22 protein-coding genes are annotated in these 21,102 nt (G+C 62.5%); 13 read left to right on the top strand and 9 right to left on the bottom strand.

Annotated elements, in window-relative coordinates; translation table 11 throughout:
• Position 1 precedes the first annotated feature (1 nt).
• On the bottom strand, positions 2–346 hold the full coding sequence (locus tag AC1DWF_RS14400) for an ArsR/SmtB family transcription factor (RefSeq protein WP_476782244.1): 345 nt from the start codon (positions 344–346) through the stop codon (positions 2–4).
• Positions 347–404: 58 nt separating this feature from the next.
• Positions 405–707, bottom strand: coding sequence for a BolA family protein (locus tag AC1DWF_RS14395; RefSeq protein WP_476782243.1), 303 nt, complete (start codon positions 705–707; stop codon positions 405–407).
• A gap of 141 nt (positions 708–848) precedes the next feature.
• Here AC1DWF_RS14395 and AC1DWF_RS14390 point away from each other — a divergent pair, with 141 nt between their 5' ends.
• The 4 genes from AC1DWF_RS14390 (at position 849) to AC1DWF_RS14375 (ending at position 5,502) form a co-directional block, all read left to right on the top strand.
• A complete protein-coding gene (locus tag AC1DWF_RS14390; RefSeq protein WP_476782242.1) occupies positions 849–1,475 on the top strand; it encodes a J domain-containing protein in 627 nt (208 codons plus the stop codon).
• A 116-nt stretch (positions 1,476–1,591) separates the two neighbouring features.
• A complete protein-coding gene (cobS, locus tag AC1DWF_RS14385; protein WP_476782241.1) occupies positions 1,592–2,578 on the top strand; it encodes a cobaltochelatase subunit CobS in 987 nt (328 codons plus the stop codon).
• Positions 2,579–2,590: 12 nt separating this feature from the next.
• On the top strand, positions 2,591–4,486 hold the full coding sequence (cobT, locus tag AC1DWF_RS14380) for a cobaltochelatase subunit CobT (RefSeq protein WP_476782240.1): 1,896 nt from the start codon (positions 2,591–2,593) through the stop codon (positions 4,484–4,486).
• A complete protein-coding gene (locus AC1DWF_RS14375; RefSeq protein WP_476782239.1) occupies positions 4,483–5,502 on the top strand; it encodes an esterase-like activity of phytase family protein in 1,020 nt (339 codons plus the stop codon). Before cobT ends, AC1DWF_RS14375 begins: the two co-directional genes overlap by 4 nt.
• A gap of 162 nt (positions 5,503–5,664) precedes the next feature.
• Here AC1DWF_RS14375 and AC1DWF_RS14370 read toward each other — a convergent pair whose 3' ends face one another.
• Positions 5,665–6,765 (bottom strand): saccharopine dehydrogenase family protein, encoded by a 1,101-nt coding sequence (locus tag AC1DWF_RS14370; protein WP_476782238.1) that lies wholly within the window; start codon positions 6,763–6,765, stop codon positions 5,665–5,667.
• 119 nt (positions 6,766–6,884) lie between these two features.
• Between AC1DWF_RS14370 and AC1DWF_RS14365 the strand changes: the two genes are divergently transcribed.
• Positions 6,885–7,313, top strand: a complete 429-nt coding sequence (locus AC1DWF_RS14365; protein ID WP_476782237.1) for an Lrp/AsnC family transcriptional regulator — start codon at positions 6,885–6,887, stop codon at positions 7,311–7,313.
• A gap of 6 nt (positions 7,314–7,319) precedes the next feature.
• Here AC1DWF_RS14365 and AC1DWF_RS14360 read toward each other — a convergent pair whose 3' ends face one another.
• On the bottom strand, positions 7,320–8,003 hold the full coding sequence (locus AC1DWF_RS14360) for a queuosine precursor transporter (RefSeq protein WP_476782236.1): 684 nt from the start codon (positions 8,001–8,003) through the stop codon (positions 7,320–7,322).
• A gap of 119 nt (positions 8,004–8,122) precedes the next feature.
• Positions 8,123–8,419, bottom strand: coding sequence for a 50S ribosomal protein L28 (rpmB, locus tag AC1DWF_RS14355; RefSeq protein WP_476782235.1), 297 nt, complete (start codon positions 8,417–8,419; stop codon positions 8,123–8,125).
• A 255-nt stretch (positions 8,420–8,674) separates the two neighbouring features.
• Here rpmB and AC1DWF_RS14350 point away from each other — a divergent pair, with 255 nt between their 5' ends.
• Positions 8,675–9,457, top strand: a complete 783-nt coding sequence (locus tag AC1DWF_RS14350) for a DUF3108 domain-containing protein (RefSeq protein ID WP_476782234.1) — start codon at positions 8,675–8,677, stop codon at positions 9,455–9,457.
• 24 nt (positions 9,458–9,481) lie between these two features.
• On the top strand, positions 9,482–10,384 hold the full coding sequence (yddG, locus tag AC1DWF_RS14345; protein WP_476788396.1) for an aromatic amino acid exporter YddG: 903 nt from the start codon (positions 9,482–9,484) through the stop codon (positions 10,382–10,384).
• Here the strand turns inward: yddG and AC1DWF_RS14340 are convergent.
• The gene (locus AC1DWF_RS14340; protein WP_476782089.1) at positions 10,381–10,818 is read right to left on the bottom strand and encodes a cupin domain-containing protein; all 438 of its coding nucleotides are present in this window, start codon (positions 10,816–10,818) and stop codon (positions 10,381–10,383) included. The two genes, yddG and AC1DWF_RS14340, sit on opposite strands and share 4 nt — an antisense overlap.
• A gap of 1 nt (position 10,819) precedes the next feature.
• Complete coding sequence (gloB, locus tag AC1DWF_RS14335; protein ID WP_476788395.1) at positions 10,820–11,587, bottom strand: hydroxyacylglutathione hydrolase; 768 nt, start codon at positions 11,585–11,587, stop codon at positions 10,820–10,822.
• Positions 11,588–11,693: 106 nt separating this feature from the next.
• On the opposite strand from gloB, the gene AC1DWF_RS14330 reads away from it, so the two are divergent.
• The 5 genes from AC1DWF_RS14330 (at position 11,694) to AC1DWF_RS14310 (ending at position 17,870) form a co-directional block, all read left to right on the top strand.
• Entirely contained in the window at positions 11,694–12,461 is a 768-nt protein-coding gene (locus AC1DWF_RS14330) for a class I SAM-dependent methyltransferase (protein WP_476788411.1), read from the top strand.
• A gap of 89 nt (positions 12,462–12,550) precedes the next feature.
• Positions 12,551–13,354 (top strand): DUF1194 domain-containing protein, encoded by an 804-nt coding sequence (locus AC1DWF_RS14325; protein WP_476782091.1) that lies wholly within the window; start codon positions 12,551–12,553, stop codon positions 13,352–13,354.
• Between the two features lie 98 nt (positions 13,355–13,452).
• Positions 13,453–14,868, top strand: coding sequence for a pyridoxal phosphate-dependent decarboxylase family protein (locus tag AC1DWF_RS14320; protein WP_476782092.1), 1,416 nt, complete (start codon positions 13,453–13,455; stop codon positions 14,866–14,868).
• Positions 14,869–15,073: 205 nt separating this feature from the next.
• Positions 15,074–15,934 carry a lipid kinase gene (locus AC1DWF_RS14315; protein ID WP_476782112.1) on the top strand — a complete coding sequence of 287 codons (861 nt, stop codon included), beginning with the start codon at positions 15,074–15,076 and terminating at the stop codon, positions 15,932–15,934.
• A 130-nt stretch (positions 15,935–16,064) separates the two neighbouring features.
• Positions 16,065–17,870, top strand: a complete 1,806-nt coding sequence (locus AC1DWF_RS14310; RefSeq protein WP_476782093.1) for an ABC transporter ATP-binding protein/permease — start codon at positions 16,065–16,067, stop codon at positions 17,868–17,870.
• A 20-nt stretch (positions 17,871–17,890) separates the two neighbouring features.
• Here AC1DWF_RS14310 and AC1DWF_RS14305 read toward each other — a convergent pair whose 3' ends face one another.
• Positions 17,891–19,438, bottom strand: coding sequence for an MFS transporter (locus AC1DWF_RS14305; protein WP_476782094.1), 1,548 nt, complete (start codon positions 19,436–19,438; stop codon positions 17,891–17,893).
• Positions 19,439–19,572: 134 nt separating this feature from the next.
• Between AC1DWF_RS14305 and AC1DWF_RS14300 the strand changes: the two genes are divergently transcribed.
• Complete coding sequence (locus tag AC1DWF_RS14300) at positions 19,573–20,430, top strand: LysR family transcriptional regulator (RefSeq protein WP_476782095.1); 858 nt, start codon at positions 19,573–19,575, stop codon at positions 20,428–20,430.
• A 125-nt stretch (positions 20,431–20,555) separates the two neighbouring features.
• Here the strand turns inward: AC1DWF_RS14300 and AC1DWF_RS14295 are convergent.
• The coding region (locus tag AC1DWF_RS14295) for a homoserine O-acetyltransferase/O-succinyltransferase family protein (protein WP_476841789.1) at positions 20,556–21,102 on the bottom strand (547 nt) is incomplete at its 5' end.

The following is a 21,102-nucleotide window of genomic DNA, read 5'->3' as shown; positions in this document are numbered from 1 at the left end:
ATCACTCCGACGGGGTACGGCAAGGGGAGAGTTCGGCGATCAATGGCGCGCAGATCTCCGGCCGGCCGTCGCAGCAATCCTGCAGCAGGAACACCAGCACCTTGCGCAGGCCAAGGAGGTCGGCACGATAGATAATCGAGCGGCCCTGGCGGTCGCTTGTCGCAAGGCCGGCACGGGCGAGCACGGCGAGATGCGCGGACATTGTGTTTTGTGGTACGTCGAGCCGGCGCGCCAGATCACCGGCGGCGATGCCCCCAGGCTCGGCCGCGGCAAGCCGGCGAAAGGCTTCGAGCCGTGTCGGTTGGGCCAGCGCCGCCAGAGCCTCTATTGTGTCATTCGCATCCATATATCCAGACTAATGGATATATGTGACAGCCCGATGACGGCGCGGAAGTGCGGAGGCTTTACCAGCGCGTCGCTTCGCCGGGGGCTGCCGGCTCAATGGCCAGCGCGTGCAGACCAGCCTTGAGTTCGGCGGCGAGCGCATCGTTGACCGCGCGGTGGCGGTCGATGCGACTCATGCCGGCAAAGGCAGGTGCTACGATGCGAATGCGAAAATGCGTTTCGCCGGAGCCATCGAACACTGCCTCATGGCCGCCATCGACGTGATGGTGGCCGGCGTGTAGGTGGCTTTCGTTGAGGACGGCAAGCCGTTCTGGCGAAAATGCCATGTTCAGCTTGTCTTCGATGGTTGCCTGTATGGACATCGGTCTCACCTTTCACCACATGTGTCGCCGCGAACAATCGTGCTATCAGGCGCAATTGAGCCGCAAATCAGGCGTTAGGGCCAACATCCTTGAAATGTCAATTCTTGTTTCACCGCGCCAAGAGGCGGTAAATACGATCCGATGAAGCCGTATCCAAAATATTTCGACAAGATCCGCGTCCGGCCCGATCCGGAAGCGGAGGTGAAGACGCACGCGCCGATCTGCCAGTGGGACGGCTGCAAGCAACCGGGAACGCACAAGGCACCGGTCGGTCGCATGAAGGAAGGCGAGTACTTCCAGTTCTGCTTTGACCATGTGCGTGAGTACAACAAGGGCTTCAATTATTTCTCCGGCCTCGCCGAGGGCGAAATCGCACGCTTCCAGAAAGAGGCGATGACCGGCCACAGGCCGACCTGGACCATAGGTTCCAATGCTGCGGCTGGCTCCAGTGGCGCGGCACGCTCAGCGCCGGACTTTGCCCAGCAGCGCTCGGGCCGCGCCGGCTACTACAACCGCATGCGCGACCCCAACACCATATTTGGCGGGCATGGCACGCCGCGCCAGCGCAAGGCCAAGCCGCTCGAAGCCAAGGCGCTTGAGACGCTCGGGCTTGATACGAGAGCCACCGGGACCGATATCAAGACCCGCTACAAGGAACTGGTAAAACGCCACCACCCCGACGCCAATGGCGGCGATAGGGGTTCTGAGGACCGCTTCAGGGATGTGCTCCAGGCATATCGTGTGCTCAAGCAAGCGGGATTGTGTTGAGCCAGCCCGCGGTCGTGGCCTTTTCCAACTTTCATCTGGTCGGAAAAGGCTTTAAGACCGCCCCCGAAGAAATTTCGATTGCCGGCGTGGTGTGAAGCCATGCGCGTGGAGACGCTATGAACAAGGTCGATCGCGACATCACCAACCTGCCAGACACGACAGTGTCGGTGAAAGACACGTTTGGCTTCGACTCGAAGATGGTCGTTCCGGCCTATTCGGCCTCGTCGGAGCACGTGCCCGACATCGATCCGGACTATCTGTTCGACAAGGCCACCACGATGGCGATCCTGGCAGGCTTTGCCTACAATCGCCGCGTCATGGTGTCGGGCTATCACGGCACCGGCAAGTCGACCCATATCGAGCAGGTCGCCGCCCGCCTCAACTGGCCGATGGTGCGCGTCAACCTCGACAGCCATGTCAGCCGTATCGATCTCGTCGGCAAGGACGCGATCGTGGTCAAGGAAGGCATGCAGATCACCGAATTCAAGGACGGCATCCTACCTTGGGCCTACCAGCACAATGTGGCGCTGTGCTTCGATGAATACGATGCCGGCCGCCCTGATGTGATGTTCGTCATCCAGCGCGTGCTTGAATCTTCGGGCCGCCTGACCCTGCTCGACCAGAGCCGCGTCATCCGTCCGCACCCGGCCTTCCGCCTGTTCGCCACCGCCAACACTGTCGGCCTCGGCGACACCACCGGCCTCTATCACGGCACCCAGCAGATCAACCAGGCGCAGATGGACCGCTGGTCGATCGTGACCACGCTGAACTATCTGCCGCACGACAACGAGGTGGCGATCGTCATTGCCAAGGCCAAGCACTACCGCGACGCCAAGGGCAAGGAGATCGTCAACAAGATGGTCCGTGTCGCCGACATGACGCGTTCGGCCTTCATTAATGGCGACCTGTCGACCGTCATGAGCCCACGTACCGTCATCACCTGGGCCGAAAACGCCGAGATATTCGGCGATGTCGGCATGGCGTTCCGCCTGACCTTCCTCAACAAATGCGACGAACTCGAGCGCTCTGTCGTGGCCGAGTTCTATCAGCGCGCCTTTGGCGAGGACCTGCCCGAATCAGCCGCCAACGTCGTGCTGGGATAAGAACAGGCTCAAATGGCGGGGCCGGGCGACAACACACGCAACAAGTCAAAGACGGGCTCGGAAGCCGACGGCTTCAAGCGCGCCGTGACCGTCTGCATGCGTGCCATTTCGGGTGACAACGGGCTCGAAGTGGCCTTTGCCAAAGAACGGCCGGCACTTGCCGGCAACCGCGCCCGCCTGCCTGAGCTGCCCAAGAAGGCTACTGCCGGCGATATCGCCGTCACCCGCGGCCTTGGCGATTCCATGGCGCTCAAGCGCGCCTGCCACGACAGCCGCATCCACACTCGCCTTGCGCCCGAGGGCAAGCATGCGCGCGCCGTCTTCGACGCCGTCGAGCAGGCCCGCGTCGAGGCGATCGGCAGCCGCGCCATGGCCGGCGTCGCCCAAAACATCACCTCGATGCTCGAGGACAAATACACCAAGGCCAACCTCGCCGACGTCACCGAACAGTCCGAAGCGCCGCTCGAAGAAGCGCTGGCGCTGATGGTGCGCGAGAAACTGACCGGCCAACCCGTTCCCAAGAGCGGCCAGCGCATGGTCGATCTCTGGCGCGAGTGGGTGGAAAGCAAGGCCGTCGGCGATCTCGACGGGCTGCTCGGTAGCCTTGAAGACCAGCAGGCTTTCGCCCGTGTCGTGCGCCACATGCTCGCGTCGCTGGAGATGGCCGAGGAATACGGCGACGACCAGGAAACCGAAGACAACGAGGACCAGGACGACCAGCCGCAGGGCGAAGAGCAGAGCGAAGAGGGCGGTGAGGACGATGCTGGTTCCGACCAGTCGCAGTCAGAAGAAGCCGAATCTTCCGCCGAAGAGGAACAGACCGGCGAGATGGAGGCGTCCGACGCCACCTCCGACGAGATGTCCGACGACGACGATGTCGATTCGGAGACGCCGGGCGAGGCACGCCGCCAGGACAATCCTTTCGCCAATTTGCCCAGGGAAATCGACTACAAGGTCTACACCACCGCCTTCGACGAGACTGTCGGGGCCGAGGAGCTGTGCGACGAGGACGAACTCGACCGTCTGCGCGCCTTCCTCGACAAGCAGCTTGCCAATCTGTCGGGCGTCGTCGGCCGGCTTGCCAACCGCCTGCAGCGCCGCCTGATGGCTCAGCAGAGCCGCTCATGGGACTTCGACCTGGAAGAGGGCTATCTCGACCCGGCGCGCCTCGTACGCGTCGTCATCGACCCGATGCAGCCGCTGTCGTTCAAGCAGGAGCGCGACACCAAGTTCCGCGACACGGTGGTCACGCTGGTGCTCGACAATTCCGGCTCGATGCGCGGCCGTCCGATCACCGTTGCCGCCACCTGCGCCGATATTCTGGCCCGTACGCTGGAGCGTTGCGGCGTCTCGGTTGAAATTCTTGGCTTCACGACACGCGCCTGGAAGGGCGGTCAGTCGCGTGAGAAGTGGTTGAAGGACGGCAAGCCGCCGAATCCGGGCCGCCTCAATGACCTGCGGCATATCATCTACAAGAGTGCCGACGCGCCGTGGCGGCGTTCGCGGCGCAATCTTGGCCTGATGATGCGCGAAGGCCTGCTCAAGGAAAACATCGACGGCGAAGCGCTGCTTTGGGCGCACCAGCGCCTGATGGCGCGGCCCGAACAGCGCAAGATCCTGATGATGATCTCGGATGGCGCGCCGGTCGATGATTCGACGCTCTCGGTCAATCCGGGCAACTATCTCGAACGCCATCTGCGCGCCGTCATCGACCTGATCGAAACGCGCTCGCCGGTCGAGCTTCTGGCCATCGGCATCGGCCATGACGTCACGCGCTACTATCGTCGTGCCGTCACTATTGTCGACGCGGAAGAACTGGCTGGTGCCATGACCGAGCAGCTGGCCTCGCTGTTTGGCGAAGAGAGCGCACGCGAGACCCGCCGTGGCGGCTTCCGGCGCGCCGGATGATCCTTTCCGCAGCCCGACTGCGGCGGTTGGCGTGCGCTGCAACGGCAGCACTTGCTTTTTCGACAGCGCTCACCGCCTCTTCGCGGGCCGAGCAACCGGCCATCGAACGTATCGAGGTTTCTACCCGGCCGATCTCGCAGTTCCAGATCGGGCTCGACCAAAAGATGTTCGGCCCGCTCGAATTCGTCGGCGGCCTCGAACTGACATCGTCGTCGCGTAATCTCGGCGCGCTTTCCGCTTTCCGATTTTTGAAGCCGGGCAGCGATTTCATCGGCGTCGCCGACACCGGATTCTGGTTCTTCGGGAGCATTGCGCGCGATTCGGCCCTGCGGCCGAGCGGTGTCGAGAATTTCCGTATGGTCCAGATGGTCGACGCCTCAGGCAACGCCATCGAAAAGAAGTGGCTGGCCGACGCCGAGGGCCTCGCCGTCAAGGACGGCATAGCCACTGTTGGCTTTGAGCGCATGCATCGCGTGGCCCAGTACCAGATCGACCCGGACAACATGAAACCGGCGCTACGCGAGCTCGACTTCGTGGTGCCGCGCAACGAGTTGCGCCAGAACAGGGGCTTCGAGACGGTCGCTTATTCCGCCGAGAAGGGCGGACTTGTTGTGGTGTCTGAAAAGAGCCTCGATGCGGCCGGCAATATCTTCGCCGCGATCATCGAGGGGCCGAAAAAAGGCGTCTTCACCGTCAAGCGCCACGGTGAGTTCGACATCACCGACGGCGCCTTCCTGCCTGACGGCGACCTGTTGCTGCTCGAGCGCAGCTTCTCGATGGCATCGGGCGTGAAGATGCGGATGAGGCGCATAGCGTCAGAAAGCATCGTCAAAGGCCAGGTTGCCGACGGTCCGGTGCTGTTTGAGGCCAATATGGGCTACCAGATCGACAATATGGAAGGGCTCGACGTCTGGCAGCGCAGCGATGGCGCGCTGATGGTGTCGCTTATCTCCGACGACAACCACTCGATCCTGCAGCGCAATCTCTATCTGGAATTCATCCTGCACGGCGATTGAGCGGTGCAGGCCTCAACCCTGTCGGCAAGGCCGATCGGCAAAGCGGCAGGGGGGAGGCGTCGAGAGCGCTATCCCGTCCCTTACTGAACACACGCCAGCGCAAAAAAAAGCGAGAGGCCCCCCAGCCCCTCGCTGCCCTCAACTCTGGGCCTCAGTGGAAGTTCAGGCCGCCAGATGTGTTGCGCGTGCCTGGGCGTAGTTTTGGCCGAAGCGGTTGGCGAGGAAGGCGTCGAGCGAGATGTCTTCCTGGCGGATGAAGCCCTGCTGCGGTAGCGCGCCGGAGGCCAGCATGTCGAGCACCGAGCAGATGCCGGATGCGGTCGTGATCTGGATGGCGCTGCGCGTGATCTTGCCCATCTGGCGGCTGTAGATCTTGTTGGCGTAGCTTTCCTGCATCAGGCGCCCGTTCTTGTGGCCGCTGACGGTGACGAAAATCACCACAACGTCCTGCATTGTCGCGGGCAGGGCGTTCTCCAGAATGTCCTTCAGCACCTCGCGACGATGGCGCAGGCCGAGATCGTTGAGCAGCGCCTTCATGATCGCGGCATGGCCGGGGTAGCGGATGGTGCGGTAGTTCAGGGTGCGCACCTGGCCGTTGTAGGTCTCGCACAGCGTGCCGAGGCCGCCAGAGGTGTTGAAGGCTTCATAGGTGATGCCGTCGAGCGAGAATTCTTCGCGCTCCTCAAGCGGCGGCACCTCGACCAGCGAGCCTTCGACGATCGCCTCGCAGGGCTCGCAATACTCGTTGATGACGCCGTCGGTGCTCCAGGTCAGGTTGTAGTTCAGCGCGTTGGAGGGGTACTGCGGCAGCGCGCCGACGCGCATGCGTACGCTTTCCAGCGAGTCGAAGCGCCTTGCGAGGTCATTGGCTACGATCGAGATGAAGCCTGGCGCAAGGCCGCACTGCGGAATGAAGGCGCTCTTGGCGGTTGCGGCGAGTTCCCTCACGATGCGGGTGGAAGCGACGTCCTCGGTCAGGTCGAGATAGTGCACGCCAGCCTTGGCAGCGGCTTCGGCGATGCGCGTGGTGAGATGGAAGGGGGCTGCGGAGAGCACGGCGAACTTGCCGGCCAGAACAGCGTCGAGCGCACCGGCTTCAGCGATCTCGACCTTCAGCGTGTCGACGCGATTGCCGGTTTCGAGCGCGTCGAGCTGGGCCTGCGAACGGTCGACCACGGTGACGTGATAATCGCCTGTTTCGGCCAGCATGTCGGCAATGGTCGAGCCGATCTTGCCTGCGCCTACGACTACGATCTGTTTCATGGTCTGTCCCCTTCGAATGATTTCGCGCGGATTCTAGGCCCGCGTCCCGTCGAAAGGCAGTATCGATTTCGCCGAAAAGACGGTATGCTTTTAGCAGATCGACGAAGAGTATTGACGAAATGACGACCGATCCTGACCGGGCCCTGCTGAGCCTCCTGCGCGAGAATGCGCGTGCGTCGACCGCCGAGCTGGCGCGCAAGCTTGGTGTCTCAAGGACGACGGTGCAAAGCCGCATCGAGCGGCTGGAGCAGCGCGGTGTGATCTCGGGCTACAGCGTCAAGCTGTCGTCCGACTATGAGAGGAATCTCGTTCGCGCGCACATATTGGTGACGGCGCTGCCCAAGGTTTCGGCCGCGGTCGAGGCAGTGTTGCGCCGCATCCCGGAAGTACGCACGCTGCATTCGGTCAGTGGCAATTTCGATATGATCGTGGTGGTCGAAGCACCTTCGGTGCGCGATCTCGACGCCTTGATCGACCGTATCGGTGCGCTCGAAGGCGTAGAGCGCACCTTGTCGTCGATCATCCTGTCGACGCGAATCGACAGGTAGCGATCGCTAGTTCGCGGCCATGGCCGGCTGGCCCCAGCGGGCCGCGATGAGGCGATAGGGAATCAGCGCGAAGATGGCGATCATCAGCTTTACCGTGAGATCGCCAAGTGCCCAAGAGACCCAGCGAGGCGCTTCCATCGACAGCATGCCCAGAAGCGGTGCTGCTTCGATCGCAAAGGCGTCCTCGGGGCCGATGAAGGCGAAGGCGGCGGAGAAGGCGATGCCGAAGAAGATCGCCGTATCGAACACCGAACCGACAAGCGTTCCGAAGATCGGCGCGCGCCACCAACTCTGCCGGCGCAGCCAGTTGAACACGGTGACGTCGAGCAGCTGTGCAGTCAGGAAGGCGGCACCTGAGGCGACCGCAATGCGCGCAAGGCGGTCGGCTGCTGTGTCGAATGGAATGAGCCCGTAGCGGAACAACAGCGGCGGCGCGACAATCGAGCAGATGACCGCCGTCATGAAGCCGACAAAGACGATTCGCCGCGCCATCTTCGGCCCGTAGCGGCGATTGGCGAGGTCAGTGACCAAAAAGGAGAAGGGATAGGTGAAAGCGCCCCAGGTCAGGACGTCGGCAAGCGCCAGAGATCCGACCTGCCCCTGCATGGGGAACTGGACGAGAATGTTGGAAGCCACGACAACAAGCGCCATGGCCGCCACAAAAGGCAGATAATTTGAACCGGAGTTCATTTTTTTATCCTGGGTAATGGAACCAGCTTTACGGGCCATGCCCGGGCGGATTGGGCGGAGCCTCCATCGTCCTTGCGGCCGTCAGAGGCTCCAGGCGGTCGTCCCCCGCCCCGATTCGATTAGGCTGCGACCTGCTCGGCGGTCTTCTTGGCGATCTGCTTCTTGAGCAGACGAGCACGCTGCGACAGCTCTTCAGCGTCGGCCTTGGTCAGGAAGGCGTCGAGGCCACCGCGATGCTCGACCGTACGCAGAGCGTTGGCCGAAATGCGCAGGCGCACGTTCTGGTTCAGCGTCTCGGAGATGAGCGTGACGTTGACCAGGTTCGGCAGGAAGCGACGACGGGTCTTGTTGTTGGCGTGGCTCACATTGTTGCCGGTCATGACGGCTTTGCCGGTGAGTTCGCAAGCGCGGGACATGTTACTTACCTTCAGTTCTGGCGGACCAAGCGACGAAAACGCACCAATTAAGCGATGGCGCGCGGTCTCAGTCAGGCGGCCTTATGGAAAAAGTTGGCGTTCCATAGGTGTATTTGGCTGGCACGTCAAGCGTCCCGGTCGTTTCCTGGCGTTGTCCCCAACTCCACAGAATGGCCGGATTTGCTTCTATAACCGATTGCAAGGGATGCGAACAGCCGGAAGCCAGCTTCCGCTGACGAAGAGGTGTTGCTAGCAATGCTCCGCTCCAAACCAGCCCTGTTCGCATTGGCCATCGCTCTTCTGCCGTCTCAGGCCCCTGCCGCCAACAAATCCTTTCGTGGCGACTATTCGCTGTCTTTCCTGGGTATTCCTGTTGCCAAGGCAAGCTTCGAGAGCAGCTATGACGGCAATTCCTATGCGGTGAACGGCACCGTAACCAGTGCCGGGCTGGCCGCTTTCTTCGACGATACGCGCGGCACGATCTCGACGCGCGGCAGCCTGGGTGACGGCCGCTTGCAGCCGCGCGCCTTCCGTGCCGACTATGTCTCCGGCAAAAAGACGTCGCTGGTCGATATCCAGTTTTCCGGCGACCGCGTCACCAGCAGTGAGGTCGTGCCGGCGCCGAAGAAGCGCGGCAAAACTTGGATTCCGCTGGGCGCCGGCGACCTTCGCGGCGTCGCCGATCCGATCGCCGCAACCATCATCCGCGCGCCCAGTCTCGACAAGGTCTGCGGCCGCACGGTGAAGATGTATGATGGCGAGTTGCGCGCCGATCTCAAGCTCACGGCCGTCTCGACACGCGAAATGTCGGTTCCCGGCTTCAAGGGCCAGACAGTCACCTGCCGCATGGCCTTCCAGCCGGTGTCGGGCTATCGCGCAGACAAGCGCGCGCTGACCTATCTCAGGGACCGCAGCCGTATCATGGTCACGTTTGCGCCGGTTGGCGAAACCGGGGTATACGCGCCTATTCACGCCACCATCAGTACCGAGATCGGAACGATCACTGTCAGGGCCAGGCGTTTCGAAGCGATCAATTAGGGCGCGTTGCGCCGGGAGGGGTGCGTGGGGCGGGCGACTTTGATCGGGTTTTCAGCGGTTGCCATGTGGGCGCTGCTGGCGCTGCTCACCGACGCGTCGGGCGCGGTGCCGCCGTTCCTTATGTCGGCCATCACTTTTGCCATCGGCACCTGTGTCGGGCTGGTTGCCCGACTGTTCATGCCAAAGCCGGACAAGCCTGAGAAAATCCCGCCACAGGTATGGGTCATCGGCATCGCCGGCCTGTTTGGCTATCATTTCTTCTATTTCACCGCGCTGCGTAATGCTCCGGCGGTCGAGGCCAGCCTGATCGCCTATCTCTGGCCGCTGTTCATCGTGCTGGGCTCCGCCCTGATGCCGGGCGAGCGGCTGCGCTGGAACCACATCGCGGGCGCGCTGCTCGGCCTTGCCGGCACCTTCCTGATCGTTACCAAGGGCGGCGGGCTGGCTTTCGAGCCGCGTTATGCATTCGGCTACGCCATGGCCTTCGTCTGCGCCTTCTTGTGGTCGGGCTATTCGCTTTTGTCGCGCCGGTTTCCATCGGTGCCGACGTCAATCGTCACCTGGTTCTGCCTGGCGACGTCGATCCTCTCGCTCATCTGCCATCTGGCGCTCGAACAGACGGTGCTGCCGGCAAACACCGGCCAATGGCTCGCCGTGCTCGGTCTTGGGCTGATGCCGGTGGGTGCGGCTTTTTATGCCTGGGACATCGGCGTCAAGCGCGGCAACATCCAGGTGCTGGGGGCTGCGAGCTATGCAGCACCGCTGTTGTCGACACTGGTGCTGATCGTTGCCGGCTTTGCCGAGCCGAGCCTGCGAATCCTCGCGGCATGCGTGCTCATCACTGGCGGGGCGGTGCTTGCGGCAAAGTCGCTGATCTTTGGCGAGCGCAACGACAAAAATCCGGCCACCGATGGGGCAGGGGCTTAAGACTGCTTCGGTTCCCAGCCCGGTTCCGCCAGTTCGAACTGGTCGAATTCGAAGCCGGGCGACACCGTGCAGCCGACTAGCGTCCAGTCGCCCAGGCTGCGCGCTGTCTGCCACCAACCTGCGGGAACCACGCATTGCGGCTGCTCGCCTGCTGCGAGATTGACGCCGAGCGTGTAGGCGATGACGCCGCCACCTTCCTGGTGCAGCTTGAGTTCGATCGGGGCGCCGGCATGGAAGTGCCAGACTTCCGACGCGTCCCTGACGCGGTGCCAGTGCGACACGTCGTTATGTTCGAGCAGGAAGTAGATCGCTGTCGAGTTGCCGCGGGCGCCGTGCGGGCCGCCATAAGAGTTGTCGCGAAAGGTCTCTGTGTACCAGCCGCCTTCGGGGTGGCGGCGCATTCCGAGCATGGCAATGATTTCAGCAGCGTACATGTCAGAAATTATCCTTGCGCTTGCGGATTTCGGCGAACACTTCGGTATCGGTGGCCTTTTCCATGCCAAGATGCTTCCTGATCGCCGGGTCGGGCCAGCGCAGGAACGGGTTGGTAGCCAGCTCCTCGCCGATCGTCGTCGGCAGCGTCGGCTTGCCGTCCGCCCGGAGCGCTTCGATCTTTTCGGCGCGGGCGCGCAAGGCCGCGTTGTCAGGGTCGATGGTTAGCGCAAAGCGCGCATTGGACAGCGTGTATTCGTGCCCGCAATAGATCACCGTCTCAGCGGGCAGGGCGGCGAGCTTATTCAGCGATTCGAACATCACAGGTGCCGGGCGTTCGAACAGCCGGCCGCAACCAAGCGCAAACAGCGTGTCGGCGGTGAACGCGACCTTCGATTTGGGCAAGTGGTAGCAAACGTGGCCGGCGGTGTGGCCGGGCGTCGAAATCACCTCGATGGTCTCGCTGCCGAAGGGGATCACCGAGCCTTCCTCGACGGTGTCGTCGATGCCAGGGATCTTGTCGCGTTCGGCTTCAGGCCCGACGATGCGCAGCTTGAAACGCTGCTTGAGCGCCAGATTGGCCTCGACATGGTCGGTATGGTGGTGCGTCGTCAGGATCATCGACGGCGTCCAGCCGCTATGTTCGATGGCCGACAGGATCGGCGCTTCCTCGGGAGCATCGATGATCGCCGTCTCGCCGGTTTCGCGGTCGTGCAGCAGCGCGCCGAAATTGTCGGTGCGGCACATGAAAAGCTTGATCTCGACTGGCATCGCAGAACTCCATTTCGTGACAGGACGATACGGCGCGCTTTCTTCGCTGTCACCTCAGTTGGCCTCAGTCGTTGAAGTCGTCGTTGCGGGCGTCTACCTTCAAGCCATGAATTCCGACATCGTCGACCTTCGCTCGTTTTACTCGACACCGCTGGGCCGCCTGGCCGAGCATTCGATCGCCATGGGCCTTTCGTCGGTATGGGCCGGCCTGCCCAATGAGCGGCTGGTCGGCCTTGGCTATGCCCTGCCTTGGCTCGACCGCTTCGGGTCCGACGCCGAGCGGGTCTTTGCCTTCATGCCAGCGACCCAAGGTGCGGTCGTGTGGCCGATGCAAGGGCCCTCGGCGACCGCTCTTGTCTTCGACGAGGAGCTGCCGCTTGTCGATTCTTCCATCGACCGGGTGCTGCTTGTCCATTCGCTCGAACACGCCGAGAGCCCGCGCGAGACGCTGAAGGAGATCTGGCGGGTGCTTTCGCCCGCCGGGCGCATCGTCATCGTCGTGCCCAACCGGCGCGGCGTGTGGGCGCGTTTCGAACATACGCCGTTCGGCACTGGCAGGCCATTTTCGAGCGGCCAGCTCAACGAGTTGCTGCGCGAAGCGAATTTCACCGTCTCGGCATGGTCGGACGCGCTGCATTTTCCCCCGTCGCGACGCAAATGGATGATGCGCTTTGACCATCTGTTCGAGCGCGCCGGCCGCCGTCTGTGGCCGATCTTCTCCGGCGTCATCGTGGTCGAGGCGCAAAAGCGCGTCTACCAGGGCATACCGGTGGCGCAGCGCGCCTCGCGCCGCGTCTTCATGCCGGTACTCACGCCGAGCGGTGCCACTCGCGGGTTTCCAGCACTTAGGCGCGGCGATGAAGGCGGCGGTTGATCGCACCCTCACGAAGGGGTGAGGCCTCGCCACTTCCATTTCGACGCCATTGCAGCGAAACTCGATCATCGGCTTAGGGTTGTCAGACGATGCTTGGAGCACTGGCGATAGTCATGTGCATGGGCTGCGAGTTGCCCAACCCTGCTGCTGTGCCCACAGCCGGCCTTGCCGTCGATGTCGAACTGGTACTTGCGGTTGATGTGTCGCGCTCGATGGATCTGGAGGAGTTCACCCTCCAGCGTGCCGGCTACGTGGAAGCTCTACGCCATCCGGATTTCGTCGATGCGGTGCTTTCCGGCCAAAATCATCGCGTTGCCATTACCTATTTCGAATGGGCAGGCACGGTGCGCGAGGAATCGGTCGTGCCATGGCAAATCATCGACAGCGCGGAGAGCGCGGCGGCCTTTGCCCAAAGACTTGAAGCCAGGCCTTTCAGCGGCTTTCGGGGCACCTCGATTTCGGGGGCTGTTACTTATGGCGCTCGGCTGTTCGACCGCAACGAGGCTGACGGCTGGCGCCGCGTCATCGATGTTTCCGGCGATGGCCCAAACAATTTCGGCACCCCCGTCACACGTGCGCGCGATGCTGCCGTAGCCCAAGGCATCGTCATCAACGGCCTGCCGATCCTGATCAGGCCTTCGCGGACGGCCGGCCAATTGGATCGCTACTATGCGGAATGCGTCACCGGCGGGCCCGGCTCTTTCGTTCTGCCAATCCGCGCGGCATCGGAGTTCGCCACGGCGATCAGGCGCAAGCTTGTTCTCGAAGTCAGCGGCAGAACCGACATTCCGGCAGTCGTCAAGGCGGATGCCGTGGCTCCGGTCGACTGCATGGCCGGGGAGCGTGACAGGCGGATCTATTCCGATCCGTATTTCCCGGAACTCGACAGGTAGCAGGTTTTCGGCGCGATTGCGCCAAGGGTTGCACCAATATCGTTGTTGGCTAATGTATTCTGCGCAAGAGGCTTTCTTTCTATTGAAAGGTTGTTGTCATGCAGGGGGATTCCGTTGGGCGCCTGCTGCGCCAGGCCGCCGAACACGCCATACGATACAGGACAGAACTGGCATCCAGGCCGCAGCGTCCGCTGCATGGCTATCCAGACGCGCTGACGGCCTTCGATGGACCGCTGCCGGAAGTGGGAGACACCTCAGACACAGTGATCGATGACTTGGCAGCGCGCGCCGAGCCCGGGCTGAATGCCACGACTGGCTCGCGCTTCTTCGGCTGGGTTATTGGCGGCTCGCATGAGGTCAGCGTCGCGGCCGACTGGCTGACGAGCGCGTGGGGGCAGAACGCTGGCAACCACCATGCCATGCCCTCTGCAGCGGCGGCGGAAACGGTTGCCGCGCGCTGGCTGCTCGAACTGCTCGATTTGCCACGCGAAAGCTCGGTTGGTTTCGTTACCGGAGCCACTGTCGCAAATTTTGTCTGCCTGGCCGCAGCGCGCGGCGAGGTGCTGCGGCGAGTGGGCTGGGACGTTGAGGCCAAGGGGCTTTTCGGGGCGCCGCCGATTTCCGTGCTGATTGGCGACGACGCCCATACAACGGTCTTTTCGGCGCTGCAGTTCCTCGGTCTCGGCCATGATCGGGTGATCCGCGTCGCCACCGACAGCCAGGGGCAGATCTTGGCCGATGATTTCGCACGACGGACTGCGGAGGTGCGCGGGCCGGCTATCGTCATCCTTCAGGCCGGCCAGATCAATACCGGTGGTTTTGATGCTTTCGCAGACCTTGTACCGAGTGCTCGCCGGATCGGCGCATGGGTTCATGTCGATGGCGCCTTTGGCTGTTGGGCGCGGGCTTCTATTTTGTTGCGCCATTTTACCGAAGGGCTCGATGCCTGCGATTCCTGGGCGACGGACGGTCACAAATGGCTTCAGACGCCATATGACTGTGGCTACGCGATCGTGCGCGACAGCGAGGCGCATCGCCGCGCCATGACAATTGCTGCGAGCTATCTTCCTCCCGCCGTGGAAGGCGAGCGCGACCCCAGCCATTTCGTTCCCGAACTGTCGCGGCGGGCGCGGGGCTTCGCCACCTGGGCGATCATCCGCCATCTTGGCCGCGAGGGAATTGCCGCAATGGTCGAGCGGCATTGCCGTGTGGCGCGGCTGATAGCCGACCAGCTTCGCAGCGAAAATGCTATCGCGGTCCTGAACGACGTCATGCTCAATCAGGTGCTCGTACGGTTTGGTGCCAACGAGCCCGCTGATCGTGGCGACGAGCTGACCAGGGCGACGATCGCGCGGATCCAGCGCGACGGCGCTGTCTTTGCCGGCGGTGCGAAATGGCGCGGTCGCGAGGTGATGCGTATTTCCGTCATCTCCTGGCTGACTGATGAAGCTGCGGGAAAGGCGGCGGCTGTGGCCATCGTTGCCAGCTGGCGGGCAGTTCAAAAAGGCTCCTAGCCCCCGGTTTGCATCACTGTCGGTGTCGTTCACTTTCGGTTGTCCGGAGGCTTATTCCGTCTGCGGTCTTCAAATCTGCAAGAACGCGTCTTAAATGCCATCGGCAGGGGAGCTGTCAGCTTCCTCGACAACAACAGGGGTTCTTCACCTGACCGACGTCATCCACCAAAAACGCGCTGTCCAGCATTCGAAAGGCAAGCGCGCGATGCTGATCGTCAATCCGCGCGCCCGCCGTGGCGGCGGGTCGATCGATGTCGCCAGGCAGGTGCTTGTCGATGCCGGACTTGAGATCGAAGAGATGGCAACCAGCAAGGATGAGAACGCCTCCGAGCTGATTTCGCGCCATGCCGATCATTTCGACATAGCGATCGTCGGTGGCGGTGACGGCACGCTCAACAACGCGGCTGCCGGCCTCGCCCATTCGGGTCTGACGCTTGGCGTCTTGCCGCTGGGCACCGCTAATGATTTCGCCCGAACCATGGGCATCTCGCCGGATCCGGTCAAAGCGGCCGAGATCATCGCACAAGGTCACCAGACCACCGTCGATCTCGGCGAAGTCAACGGCCATCTGTTCTTCAACGTCGCCAGCATCGGCTTCAGTGCTGAACTGGCGGGCGAGCTTACCGAGCACGCCAAGAAGCGCTGGGGCACACTCGGCTACGGTATCGTCGCAGCGCGGCTTTTGATGCGCTCGCGCCTCTTTACGGCCTATGTCGATCACGATGGCACGACCGAAGAAATCCACACCATGCAGGTCTCCGTCGGCAATGGCCGCCACTATGGCGGCGGCATGACCGTCGAGGAGACAGCCACCGCCGATGATGGCTGGCTCGATTTCTACAGCCTGGAGGTCGATCACTGGTGGCGTCTGCTTCGGCTGTTGCCCAGCCTGCGCAAGGGCACGCAAGGTCAGTGGGACGACGTCCGCGCCTTCAAGACCACCGAAGTGACCATCCGTACCAAGCGGCCGCGTCCGGTCAACACCGATGGCGAGCTGGTGACCTGGACGCCGGCGCATTTCCGCATTCGGCCGAAATCGGTACGCGTGTTCGCGCCGAAAGCCTGACACTACGCCTGGCCGTTTGGCTGCGACTTCGATCACGACCTTGTTCCGCGAACGTGGCAATACGTAGCCATCGTTGAATGGCACAATGGACGCCTCGATTCGAGCGAAGCGGGCCAGTCGGAGCAAGCGCATGCCAGGCCAATCTTTTACCCAAACCAATCGCGAGCCCCTTGCGCCTGATTTCGACGGCGGGTTTTTAAGTCACCTCAAAATGGCACGCCAGGCGCTGGCTTCTTCGCCTGTGCGCAAGACGCTCACCTGGCTCAGCCTTTCGATCTTCGCCATCATTGTCGCCACCTCGGCTGGGCAGATCATTCTCAACCGCTGGAACAAGCCGTTCTACGACGCGCTGGAAAGGCGCGATCTTGCGGCCTTCCTCGACCAGTTGATGGTCTTTGCGGTGATCGCAATTTGTTTATTGGTGCTGAACGTCGGCCAGCAGTGGCTCAACCAGATGATCAGGCTCAAGCTGCGCGAGGGTCTGACTCTCGACCTGATCACCGAGTGGTTGCGTCCGGGGCGTGCCTTCCGACTAGCCAATGCCGGGGCGGTCGGGGTCAATCCGGACCAGCGCATGCAGCAGGATGCCGGCCACCTTGCCGACCTCACGACCGACCTTGGCATCGGCCTGTTGCAGGCCTCGATCCTTCTCGTCTCCTTCGTCGGCGTTTTGTGGAGCCTGTCGTCAGGCTTCGTCTTTCATGTCGGCGGAAGCTCGTTCAGCATTCCCGGCTACATGGTCTGGGCCGCCATCATCTATGCCGGCTCGGCCTCTTTTCTGAGCTGGCTCGTCGGCCGGCCGCTGATCACCCAGAACTCCGATCGCTATTCACGTGAGGCGGAGCTGCGTTTTTCCATGGTCCGCATCAACCAGAATATCGATGCGATATCGCTGGCCCGCGGCGAAGCCGATGAAAAGCGGCGGCTCGAGATGGACCTCGCAAGTGTCCTGACAGCGCTGCGGCGCATCTTCACCACCCAGATCAGCCTTGCCTGGGTCACCGACGGCTATGGCTGGTTCACCGTTGTCGCTCCCATTCTGGTGGCGGCACCGGTCTATTTTGCCGGCGATATCAGCTTCGGCGGGCTAATGATGGCGGTCAGCGCCTTCAATCAGGTACACGCCTCGCTGCGCTGGTTCATCAACAATGTCGGTGCCATCGCCGACTGGCGGGCAACCTTGATGCGCGTCGGCGTGATTCGCAGCGTGCTGGTGGCTGCCGACGTGTTGCACGACAAGGAGGACCGCATCGATTTCGGCGAAAGTCGTGACGGCAGCCTCGCCTTCGATAATCTCGAAATCATTTCGCCGAGCGGCTGCACCAAGCTTTCGGAGCCGCATCTCAGGGTCAAGCCAGGCGAGCGCGTGCTCGTCGTTGGTGAGGCGGGTGCCGGCAAGACCTTGCTGTTTCGTGCCCTGGCGGGGCTTTGGCCCTGGGGGAAAGGCCGCATCGAGCTTCCGGGCGGCAAGCAGGTCGCCTTCCTGCCGCGCTCGTCCTACGTGCCGCCCGGCACGCTGCGCGACGTGTTGTGCTATCCCTCCGCCGACCGGACATTTACCGAGGCAGAATTCACAGCGGCACTCCGCGCCGTCGGGCTGGAGCGCCTGACGGGATCKCTCGACCGCGTCGCATCATGGAGCGAGGAGCTGAATACCGATGAGTTGCGGCTTGTCGCTTTCGCCCGGCTCAGCCTGCATCGGCCCGACTGGGTGATCATCGACGAGGCCTTCGATACGATCGATGCTGCAGCACATGAGCGTGTCAGGGCCATGTTCGAAGGCGAACTGGCCAACACCGGCGTCGTCTATTTCGGTCCGGCTCGGCAGAGTGGCAGCCTGTTTGACAGGACCGTTCATCTCGCCAAGGACAAGCGCGGCCCGGCTCTCAAGAAGATCCGCCTTGAAGGGAAGGCCCGGGCCGCAGCCGATGCCTGATGCGGCCCAGGCCGTAGCATTCAGGTTGCCGAAGTTTCGGGACAGTCTTGGGAAACGCCGGAGGTCTTGCTCGGCTCGAAGATCGCGAAGCTGATCGCAGCCAGGATCCAGACGCCGATGCCGCCATACAGTGCCACCCAGCCAAAGCCGTTGACCAGCGCTGCGTGAGCGATGGCTGCAGGCACGTCGAGGGCGGATTGTGCGCTTCCTCCGGGCGAAACCGCGCCGCCGGCGGCGATGCGCTCCGCCAGCGATCGCAGCTGCGCGGCGTCGGACACTTCGGGAAGCGCGTCCCTCAACGTAGAGAGGATACCTTCGACAAGGACAAAACCCATAACCGCGATATTGACCGCGAGGCTGATCAGCCGGGCGCTGGCGTCAATGCCCGAGGCCATGCCGGCCCGGCTTGCCGGCACAGACCCGGTTGTCATGTTGGTGGCTGGCGTCGTCGTCAGGCCAAGTCCGATGCCGGAGATCAAGGCGCCAGCCAGAACCGTCAGGCCGCTTGCCTGCTCAAGGCCACTGCCGAACCACATCACGATGAAGCCGAGCCCGATGGCAAACAGGCCGAGCGGGATGATGGTGCGTGCGCTGGTGCGCAGCAGCAGATACTGGGCGATCGGCGGCATCACCAGGAAGGGCACCGTATAGGCAAGCAGCGCCAGCCCGGTTGTCGTGCTGTCATAACCGAGACCTACGGTGAAATAGATCGGCAGGTAGATCATCAGCGGCCAGTAGCTGAAATTCATGCCGATGCAGCCGATGATCGCGCCTGAGAAATCGCGGATCCTGAACACCGAGAAGTCGAACATCGGGTGAGCATGAAAGCGCTCGACCAGAATGAAAGCGACGAAGCCGATGATTGTCGCGGCGGCGATGCCGAGGGCCGTCGGGCTCAGGAAACCAACATCCGCGCCCTGGGTGATGTAGTAAGTCAGTCCGAAGACCGCAGCACTCAGGGTGACGATGCCGAGGATATCGAGCTTCTTTGCCTGCGGGTCGCTCGATTCTTCAACGCCGGCATAGGTCAGGGCCAGGCACAGCACGGCCAGCGGCGCGTGGACCAGGAACACCCATTCCCAGGTGGACAGGGCGACGATCAAACCACCGATGATCGGTCCGAAACCCAGCCCGATGCCGGTGACCACGCCCCATATGGCAAAGGCCTTGCCGCGCGCCTTCGCGTCCTGAAACTGATGCGACAGGATGGCGATCGAGCAGATGAACAGCGCCCCGCCGGCCATGCCTTGCAGAAACCGGCCGACGATCAGCACCTGTGTGTTCGGCGCAAGTCCGCAGATCAGCGATGTGATGCCAAAGGCGGCGGCGGTGACGGCAAAGACGCGCTTGCGCCCGAAGCGGTCGGCAAGCGTTCCCGTCGCCATCAGCACCGTCGTGCAAGCGATGGTGTAGGCGTTCATGATCCACTGCATGTCCTTGAAATCGGCATGCAGTACGTGCTCGAGCGTCGGCAGGATCACCGGCACACTGGAGATCTCAAGTCCGAACATCAATGCGGCGAGGCAGATGGCGGCGAGCGCCAGGACGTTTCTGCTTGATTGGTTCATCTGGTACCTCTGGCTGCCGGCAGGAGCGATCGTCTTGCCGTCATGTTGCTTTGAGAGCCCCAGATAAGCGACGCTTGAACATATAAAAATGCTATGCAACCCTATTTCAGTGATAACAAATTGGAATGGATGCGATGCTGTGGCTCGACGCTGAGGCGGTGCGGAACTTTGTCATGGTGGCGGAACTGCAAAGTTTCACCCGAGCCGCCGATGCGATGGGCACGACGCAAGCGGCCGTCAGCGTCAAGCTCAAGCGGCTCGAGGAGCGTGTTGGCCGCAAGCTGATCGAACGCACGCCGCGCAGTGTGCGGCTGTCCGCCGAGGGCGCGCTTTTCATCGATTCCGCGCGCGCTTTCCTGGTCGCGCATGACAATGCGGTTGCCGGCCTGTCATGTGGAACGCGCCGTTTTGCGCTGGGCATCGCCGGACATGTTGCCGGGCCGGAGGTGACGACCTTGCTGGCGCGGCTTAACCAGCACGATCCGGCGCTGACGATCGAGGTTCAGGTCGACAATTCGAGCAATCTGCTCGACGCCTTCGATCGCGGCAAGCTGGATGCCGCCATCGTCAGGCGCGAGGATGACCGCCGTGACGGCGAAGTGCTGGGGCCGGAGCATTTCGGCTGGTTTGCGACGCCCGACTTCCATCATCGCCAGGGCGAGCCGATCCGCCTGGCTGCGCTGTCGCGGGCCTGCGGCGTCCGCGATCTCGCCACGCGCACGCTCGACGATGCCGGTATCCCCTGGGTCGAGGTATTTCTCGGCGGAGGGTCGTCGGTGGTGACGGCCGCCGTTTCAGCCGGCCTTGCCACGGCCGTCTTCTCCAGCCGGCTTTCGCCGCCCGGCACAATCGAGATCAGCCGCAAGTTCGGCCTGCCTCAGGTGCCGTCATCGGAAATCGTTTTGCATTCGACGCTGACCGATCGCCGCTCGCGCGAAGCACTGCGCATCCTGGCCTGCGCCTTCCGCGAGCACGGCACCCCGTCCGGGTAAGGAACGGCCTGGGCGGCGGCCTATCGCTTCAGCAAAAACACCGCCTGCTCGCCGAAGAAGTTCCAGAATCACCTGCGCTTCGAAAGACCGCGCTCAGGGGTCGAGCGCGGCCATGGGGCGAGCGGCTAAGAATTTTTGCCGATGTTCTCCACATCGTACGCCGTGGTCTGGTAGACCCGGTTGATCCAGTTGCCGAAAAGCAGGTGGGCATGCGAGCGCCAGCGGTTCAGCGGCCGGCGTTGCGGATCGTCATCAGGGTAATATTCGTGCGGCACCGCGATGGTCACGCCTGCAGCCACGTCGCGGTCGTACTCTTCCTTGAGCGACGTCGAGTCGTATTCGATGTGGTTGAACATGTAGAGCCGGTTGCCGGTTTCTTCGGCCAGCAGGCTCGGGCCTGTCTCTTCCGATTCCATGAGCAACTCGAGACCAGAGCCCTCGGGAATGTCTTGGGCACGAACTTCCGTCCAGCGTGACACCGGAATGGCGAAATCGTCCGAGAAACCGGCCAGGTAGGGGGAGGCTGGCGCGTTGTTGTTGTGACGGAAGACGCCGAAGGCCTTTTCCTCCAGCGTGTGTTTCGGAACGCGGTGGAAATGCCATGCGGCGGCCATCGCGCCCCAGCAGATGAAGAATGGCGAATGCACGTTGGTCGTCGTCCAGTCCATGATC

Source organism: Aminobacter sp. P4_D5, from assembly GCF_056401815.1.
The sequence above is the reverse complement of the archived record's forward strand: the minus strand, read 5'-3'. Positions and strand labels throughout refer to the sequence as shown.